The organism is Streptomyces sp. RP5T, from assembly GCF_003933965.1.
Lineage (GTDB): Bacteria > Actinomycetota > Actinomycetes > Streptomycetales > Streptomycetaceae > Streptomyces.
The window spans coordinates 1-6,813 of record NZ_RSAJ01000454.1 but is presented as its reverse complement, the minus strand read 5'-3'; the positions used below and the strand labels follow the sequence as shown (position 1 = coordinate 6,813).

The following is a 6,813-nucleotide window of genomic DNA, read 5'->3' as shown; positions in this document are numbered from 1 at the left end:
GTGCAGACAAGGCCGTCAGGGCCCTCGACAGGGTCGTCGATTTACTTCACACAGACTCAACTGCCGCCGGGGGCCTGCTGGAGAACAAGCTCAGGACCGGGGTGCTGGTGCCGCGGCGCGGGCCCGGTGCGCGCGGATCTCGTCGTGGTGGTCGGCAGCCCAGCCGATCAGGGAGGTCACGATCTCGTGGAGGCCGCGGCCCAGCGGGGTGAGGGAGTACTCCACGCGCGGTGGAACCTCCGCGTATGCGGTGCGGGTGATCAGACCGTCCTCGCGGAGCTGGCGGAGCGTGAGGGTGAGCATCCGCTGGGAGATTCCAGGGACCTGGCGCTGCAGGTCGGTGTAGCGCAGCGGGCCGGCCTCCACCACCGCGATGAGCAGCAGGCTCCACTTGTCGCCGACGCGGTCGAGGACCTGCCGGATGAACTCCATGTGCTCGGCGGGGATGCGGGCACAGGGCCCCACCGCCGCCGCGCCGCCCGAACTGCCGGTGACCTCCATGACGCACATTCCTCTCCGGCACGAACACCGATGTGCCTTTTGTATCGACTTCCATACTGGCCCATCATGGCGCTACGAACAAAACGTAAGAAACAAAGCGCAGGCACGGGAGGCGCGTCATGAAGATCGAGATCTGGGCCGAGGTCACCTGCCCCTGGTGCGGACTGGGCAGCCACCGTCTGGACCGGGCTGTGGAGCGGTTCGAGCACGGCGACGAGGTGGAGGTCGTCCACCACTCGTTCCCGCTGAGCAGCTCCTTCCCCGTGGATGAGACGTTCGGCGTCCGTGACGCGCTGCTGCGCCGGCACGGCATGGGCGGCTCCCGGGCCGAGGCGTCCACGCGCCGGATCGAGGCCCTGGCTCAGGCCGAGGGACTCACCCCCTACAAGGTGCTGGACAACCGGGTCGGCAACACCGACCTGGCGCACGAGTTCCTCGCGCACGCCTCCGCCGAGGGCAAGAACCGCGAAGCCTGGGACACGATCTTCCGCGCCTACTTCGGCCAGGCCCGCCCCGTCTTCAACATGGACGACCTGCTCGACCTGGGCGAGGAGATCGGCCTGGACCGCGAGAGCACCCGCCAGGCGCTCACCGAGCACCGCTACCAGCACCAGGTGAGCGACGATGCCGCCCGCGCCCAGCGCCTGGGCGCCACCGGCGCCCCCTTCATCGTCATCGACGGCAGGTACGGCATCCCCGGGGCCCAGGACAGCGACGGTCTTCTCGAGGTGCTGCGCACGGCCTGGGACGCATCTCACCCGCTCCCCCTCGCGACCGGCGGCGACGCTGCGGTCTGCGGCCCCGACGGCTGCGCCGTGCCGGCCCACAGCTGACCTCCATCAGTCACTCCCCTGCCCGAAAGGCGTTTGATCACCATGAGCAACCTCCTGGTCCTCGGCGGCAGCGGCCGCACCGGCCTCCACGTGCTGGAGCACGCCGCCCGGCGCGGCCACCACGTCCGCGCCCTGGTCCGCAACCCCGACAAGGTGCAGGCACCGGCCGGCGTCGAACTGATCGAGGGCACACCAGCCCACATCGACGACCTCCGCAAGGCCGCCGAAGGCACCGAGGGGGTGATCAGCGCGCTGTCCAACGCCCGCACCTCCGACAACCCGTGGGCCAAGCCGGTCAGCCCGCCGATGTTCATGACCGACGCCGCCCGCAACACGCTCACCGTCATGGGCGAGCAGGGCATCCGCCGCATCGTGCTGACGTCCACGCAGGGCGCGGGCGACGACTGGGCCCAGCTCAACCCGCTGGTCAAGGCGTTCATCAACCTGTCCAACGTCAAGGCGGGCTTCGCGGACCACACCGGCCTCGACCGGGTCGTGCGCGCCTCGTCCGGCATCGACTGGACCCTGGCTCGCGCCGTCGCCCTCACCGACAAGCCCCTCAGTGGCCCCGTACGGGCCGCCGAAGCCGGCACCGAAAAGCCCGGCGCACGGATCAACCGCGCCGACCTCGCCCAGTTCCTCGTCCAGACGATCGAGGACGACACCTGGATCCGCAAAGCCCCCCTCGTCTGGAACACACGAGGATGACGCCCTCGGGCGGTCCGCCTCGACTGGGCCCGGTTCAACCCGCTGTTCAGGTCCCTGATCAACGTCTCCAACCTCAAGGCCGGCTACGACGACCACAACGGCGTCGACCAGGGCGTCCGCGCCTCCGACACCGACTGGACCCTCGCGAGTGCCGTCACCCTCTCCAAGAAGCTGGCCGACGGCCCACTGCGCACCGCCGAGGCTGGCACCGACAAGCAGGGCACGCGGATCAGCCGTGCCGACCTGGCCGACTTCCTCCTGGACACCGTCGCCAAGAACTGGCGTCCTGTGCAAACCGGCAAGTCGCTTCACTCAACCCCGGCTCTGCGCGACCATCGTCGACCTGCTCACCTTCGGCGGCAACCTCTTCCAGGTCCAGGCTCCGGGAGACCGAGGTCGAAAGTGTCATGCCTGGACTGTGGGACGAACGTTGATCTCGCCGACTTCCACGTCGGCGGGCTGCTCGATGGCGAAGGCCACCGCGCGGGCGACCGCGGCCGGCGGGATGCCCGCCGCGTCCATGTGCTTGCGCGTCTGCTCGCGGATGTGCGGGTCGGTCATCGAGTCGGCGAGATCGGTGCGGATGTATCCCGGCGAGATGGCTGTCGTGCGCACCACCCCGTCGGTGGACTCCGTGCGCAGTCCCTCGTGGACGGTGCGAACCGCGTTCTTGGTCGCCGCGTAGACAGCCATCGTGGGGGACGCGCCGTGCAGGCCGGCCACCGAGACGATGCTCACCAGGTGGCCCGCCCCTTGCTCGCGGAAGACGGGCAGCACGGCGGCGACGCCGTTGAGCATGCCGCGGAGGTTGACATCGATCATGGCCGACCAGCCTTCGGTGTCGAGGTCGGCCAGCGGGCTGATCGGGGCGACGCCGGCGTTGTTCACCAGCACATCGATACGCCCGTACTCGTCGATGGTGGTGGAGACCAGGCGCCGCAGGTCTTCGGCCCTGGTGACGTCGACGACGCACGCGGCGGCACGGCCACCCTCCTTCCGGATGTCCCGCGCGATGGCGTCGATGCGCTCGCCGCGGCGGGCTGCGAGGACGACCGCGGCGCCGCGCCCGGCGAGCAGGCGGGCCGTGGCTTCCCCGATGCCGCCACTCGCTCCGGTGATGGCGACGACCTTGTCGTGAAGAGAGAGCACTACTGCCTCCAAGTAAAGTGGACACGTGTCCGATGTGGGTTCCACCTTAGCGGACACGTGTCCACTTGCAATGGCGGAACATCAGGAGATGCCCATGAGCGCGCCAGCACGCCGTCCGGACGCGGCACGGAACCGGACCCGCATCGTGGAAGCCGCCCGCGCAGCCCTCGCCGAGTCCCCCCACGTCCACCTCAACGAGATCGCCAAACGCGCCGGGGTAGGACAGGGAACGCTCTACCGCAACTTCCCCAACCGCGAAGCGCTCCTCGCCGAGGTCTACCGGCGGGACGTCGAAGAACTCGTCACGGCCGCCCCCGCTCTCCTGGCAGAACACGAACCCCTGGAAGCCCTGCGGCACTGGCTCGACCGAGTCATCGACTACGCGGAGATCAAACGCGGCGTCCTGGCAGCGCTTGAGCCGACGGCATGGCAGGACCTCGTCGCCCACAGCCACAACCCCATCGAAGACGCCCTCACCCAGCTGCTGGATGCCGGGAAAAGGGCCGGTTCCATCCGCACGGACGTGGACGCCCACGGGGTCCTTCTGCTCATCGCCTACCTCAGCCGACTGGAGCGGGACGAATGGAAAGCCACCGCACGGCCCCTGATGAACGTCATCCTCGACGGCCTTCGACGACAGGACGCCGACCGGTGACGGCAACAGAACCACTGAGGACATCCCGAAGAGCAACCCCAACGTGAAGCAGGCGGTGACCGCCACCGGAGAGAGTGACCGCTGGGGCACTCCGTTCAGCCACCAGGACCGCAGGTCCAGGCCCGTGGTGAAACACCGTGGCCGTCCAAGGGCGACCTGGCCTTCCCTCCCCCCGGTTCGACCGATCGCGCACTGGCCGTCGTACTGGAGGCGATCGACGCTTTGCTCGTCCGCCAGATGCGGGCTCGTAGTCAGGGTCGGCGGCCCCGAAGTGGCGAACCCGGCGTCGAATCGGTCGGACCACGATCCGCTGCGGTCCTGTTCCCAGGAACGTAAGAATCTCCGACCACTGCGACTCGCGGCAGGGCGGCTAGCCTCGACTCATGAGCAGCGACAAGGAACGCGGGTGCAGATGAATCGGGAACCCCTCTTCTGCGACATCGCGCTCGCGCGCCGCATCGAACGCGTCGAAGCTCATCTGATGGCCGCAGCGGCTGAGGCCGCCCGCCGGCGCCGGGGAGACGAGATCGGCTTCGTGAAGCGGGTGGCCGGCGCCGTCGCCACGTTCGCCGAGGACGGCTCACCGTTCAACAAGATCGCCGGCCTGGGATTCGACGGAGTGCCCGACGGGGACGTACTCGATGAGATCGAGCGCGCCTTCGCCGACCGTGGTGCTCCGGTGCAGGCCGAGATCTGCGAGTTGGCCGATCCAGGGGTCGGCGCCCTGCTCACGGCCCGCGGGTACCGGCTGGAGTCGTTCGAGAACGTGCTCGGGTTCTCCCTCGACGGCGCCCAGGAGGGAGCCCCACATCCGCGGATCGAAGTCCGGCGGGCTCGCGACGAGGAGTTCGACGCTTGGCTGCACGTGGTGGCCGACGGCTTCGCTCATCCCGACGGGCAAGGCGTCCCCTCGCACGAGGAATTCCCGCGTGAGGTCCTCACGAACGCCGAACGGGACTTCACGACGGCCGGAGTGGTGCCCTACATCGCGCTGTACGACGGCACCGTCGCCGGTGGCGGCAGCCTCCGCGTCGCAGACGGCGTCGCGCAGCTCACGGGCGCGGCAACCGCCCCAGCCCACCGCCGACGCGGGGTGCAGTCGGCCCTGCTCTCCGCCCGGCTCGCCGACGCCGCCGACAGCGGCTGCGACATCGCCGTCGTGACCACGCAACCGGGCTCCACATCCCAGCAGAACGCGCAGCGCAAGGGCTTCCACCTGCTGTACAGCCGGGCGGTGCTGGTGAGACGGATTCAGCCGAGAGAAGCTGTGTCCGGCCATGATGGGCACGTCCGCAGCCCGCACGAAGTGCGCGTGGTGCCGTACGACGGTCGGCGGGCGGACATCAGGGCTCTGTTCGAACTGGCCGAGGACTCACCGACACAACTCGACGCCTACATCGACGACGGGCGCGTGCTCGTCGCGTTGCGAGGAACGGATGTGGTCGGTCATCTGCAGCTGGTCACCACACGCCAGGCCGACACCTTCGAGATCAAGAACATGGCCGTACGCGAGGACGTACAGCGCAGGGGTGTGGGCGGACTCCTGGTGCGCGGTGCGATCGACATCGCCACACGCGAATCGGGACGTCGGCTGCTGGTCGCCACCGCCGCGGCCGACACCGACAATCTGCGCTTCTATCAGCGACAGGGATTCCGTATCCGCACTGTCGAACGGGACGCCTTCACTGCCCGCACCGGCTACGAACCCGGCACCTTCATCGACGGCATCGAACTGCGCGACCGCATCTGGCTCGACCGCCCGCTCGAAAGGCCACCCGGCTCGGACAACCGTTACTAGGCCTCACTGACCCTACTTGTCCGAGATCCAGTGCTCGCAGTACAGATGAGGCGACGGGCGAGTTCGATGGTGCGCTGGGCGGGGCCCTGGGGGCCGAGGAACGTGGCGGTGACGTGGACGCCGTTGAGGACGAGAGGCAGATCGTCGGCGAGCTGATCAGGGTCGGGAACGCAGGCGTCGGCCGCCAAGTCGCTTATTCAGTGGGGGACCCGCTGCTCGTGAGCGACCGCCACACAGATTGCGAGGTGCTGTAGGTCGGGGAACTCGGTATGGGCGTTGAGCCTCCTCGACCTCGGCACGATTCGATCGGCAGCCCCACGAAGACGATCTCTACGCACACTCCTGTCTCCTCCGTGTGGCCCGGCGAATACAGCGGTTGGAGCACCTGGCTGCTCGCCGGTCGACCGTTAGTCAGCGCCTCGGTTTGCCGGCCGAGAAGGATCGCGCGGAGCGCCTGTTCGGCGAGGCGGTGGACGCGATCGCTGCTTACGCTGCCGAGGTTCTTGAGCGACTCGATGCCGTACCGCGTGCCCCAGAGAATCTCGCAGACCCGCTCCGGGTCGGCCAGGACCACGTCGTGTGCATCCGACCAGGTGGCCAGCAGCTCCTTGAGGACGTCGGTGACCGGTTCCACGACACGTCGGCGTTCGTCCGCGTAGACCACGGGGTCGTTAATGACCTGGTAGATGTGGGGGTGCTCGCCGGCGAACCGGACCTACTCCGACGCGATGCGCATCATCCGCCGGTCCGTGTCGGGCTCCTGCGCGGCACGGCGGAACTCGCTCAGCATCAGGCGGTGGCCGTGCGCGACCAATTCCAGTACGAGCGCTTCCTTGTTGGCGAAGTGCTGGTAGACGACGGGTGCGGAAATTTCGACGTCGGTGGCGATGCGCCGGATCGTCAGGGCGGCGACGCCCTCGGTCTCAAGAACGTGCAGCGCGGCCTCGATGATCCGCTCCCGGGTGTTCGCCCTCTCGCGGGCCCGTCTCGTGCTGGTCGGCATGGTCCGTCACTTCGCTTCGATGGTGTCCTCGAACACTAGTGAGCCTCTTTCATCCTGAATAGTCGCAGGTCATGAGTGTGTGGATGGCTTGGACGGTGCGGCTGATGCGGCGGGTGGAGGAACGTGCTCTGCGCATGATGCGCCAGGACTTGAGCCGGGCGAAGGC

8 protein-coding genes and 2 pseudogenes are annotated in these 6,813 nt (G+C 68.4%); 5 read left to right on the top strand and 5 right to left on the bottom strand.

Translation table 11 applies throughout. From position 1 onward, the window contains the following. Positions 1 to 90: 90 nt before the first annotated feature. On the bottom strand, positions 91 to 501 hold the full coding sequence (locus EHS43_RS33225) for a helix-turn-helix domain-containing protein (protein WP_125194370.1): 411 nt from the start codon (positions 499 to 501) through the stop codon (positions 91 to 93). Between the two features lie 119 nt (positions 502 to 620). Between EHS43_RS33225 and EHS43_RS33220 the strand changes: the two genes are divergently transcribed. The 3 genes and pseudogenes from EHS43_RS33220 to EHS43_RS33210 all read left to right on the top strand — a co-directional run. Beyond that, positions 621 to 1,334, top strand: coding sequence for a DsbA family protein (locus EHS43_RS33220; protein WP_125194369.1), 714 nt, complete (start codon positions 621 to 623; stop codon positions 1,332 to 1,334). 42 nt (positions 1,335 to 1,376) lie between these two features. Further along, positions 1,377 to 2,042: an NAD(P)-dependent oxidoreductase gene (locus tag EHS43_RS33215; protein WP_125194368.1), complete on the top strand. Its 666-nt coding sequence runs from the start codon at positions 1,377 to 1,379 to the stop codon at positions 2,040 to 2,042. 42 nt (positions 2,043 to 2,084) lie between these two features. After that, a pseudogene (locus EHS43_RS33210) lies at positions 2,085 to 2,303 on the top strand (NAD(P)H-binding protein); the annotation flags it as partial. A gap of 144 nt (positions 2,304 to 2,447) precedes the next feature. Here EHS43_RS33210 and EHS43_RS33205 read toward each other — a convergent pair. Then, positions 2,448 to 3,191, bottom strand: a complete 744-nt coding sequence (locus tag EHS43_RS33205) for an SDR family oxidoreductase (protein ID WP_125194367.1) — start codon at positions 3,189 to 3,191, stop codon at positions 2,448 to 2,450. Between the two features lie 94 nt (positions 3,192 to 3,285). Here EHS43_RS33205 and EHS43_RS33200 point away from each other — a divergent pair, with 94 nt between their 5' ends. Both EHS43_RS33200 and EHS43_RS33195 read left to right on the top strand, forming a co-directional pair. Continuing rightward, the gene (locus EHS43_RS33200; RefSeq protein ID WP_125194366.1) at positions 3,286 to 3,846 is read left to right on the top strand and encodes a TetR/AcrR family transcriptional regulator; all 561 of its coding nucleotides are present in this window, start codon (positions 3,286 to 3,288) and stop codon (positions 3,844 to 3,846) included. Positions 3,847 to 4,258: 412 nt separating this feature from the next. Beyond that, the gene (locus EHS43_RS33195) at positions 4,259 to 5,644 is read left to right on the top strand and encodes a GNAT family N-acetyltransferase (protein ID WP_125194365.1); all 1,386 of its coding nucleotides are present in this window, start codon (positions 4,259 to 4,261) and stop codon (positions 5,642 to 5,644) included. A 193-nt stretch (positions 5,645 to 5,837) separates the two neighbouring features. Here the strand turns inward: EHS43_RS33195 and EHS43_RS48255 are convergent, their stop codons facing one another. From EHS43_RS48255 to EHS43_RS48245, 3 genes and pseudogenes are all read right to left on the bottom strand, one after another. After that, a complete protein-coding gene (locus EHS43_RS48255; RefSeq protein ID WP_260470821.1) occupies positions 5,838 to 6,308 on the bottom strand; it encodes a hypothetical protein in 471 nt (156 codons plus the stop codon). Between the two features lie 51 nt (positions 6,309 to 6,359). Next, positions 6,360 to 6,647 carry a TetR/AcrR family transcriptional regulator gene (locus EHS43_RS48250; protein ID WP_260470820.1) on the bottom strand — a complete coding sequence of 96 codons (288 nt, stop codon included), beginning with the start codon at positions 6,645 to 6,647 and terminating at the stop codon, positions 6,360 to 6,362. Positions 6,648 to 6,696: 49 nt separating this feature from the next. Continuing rightward, positions 6,697 to 6,813: pseudogene (locus EHS43_RS48245) on the bottom strand (IS5/IS1182 family transposase); the annotation flags it as partial.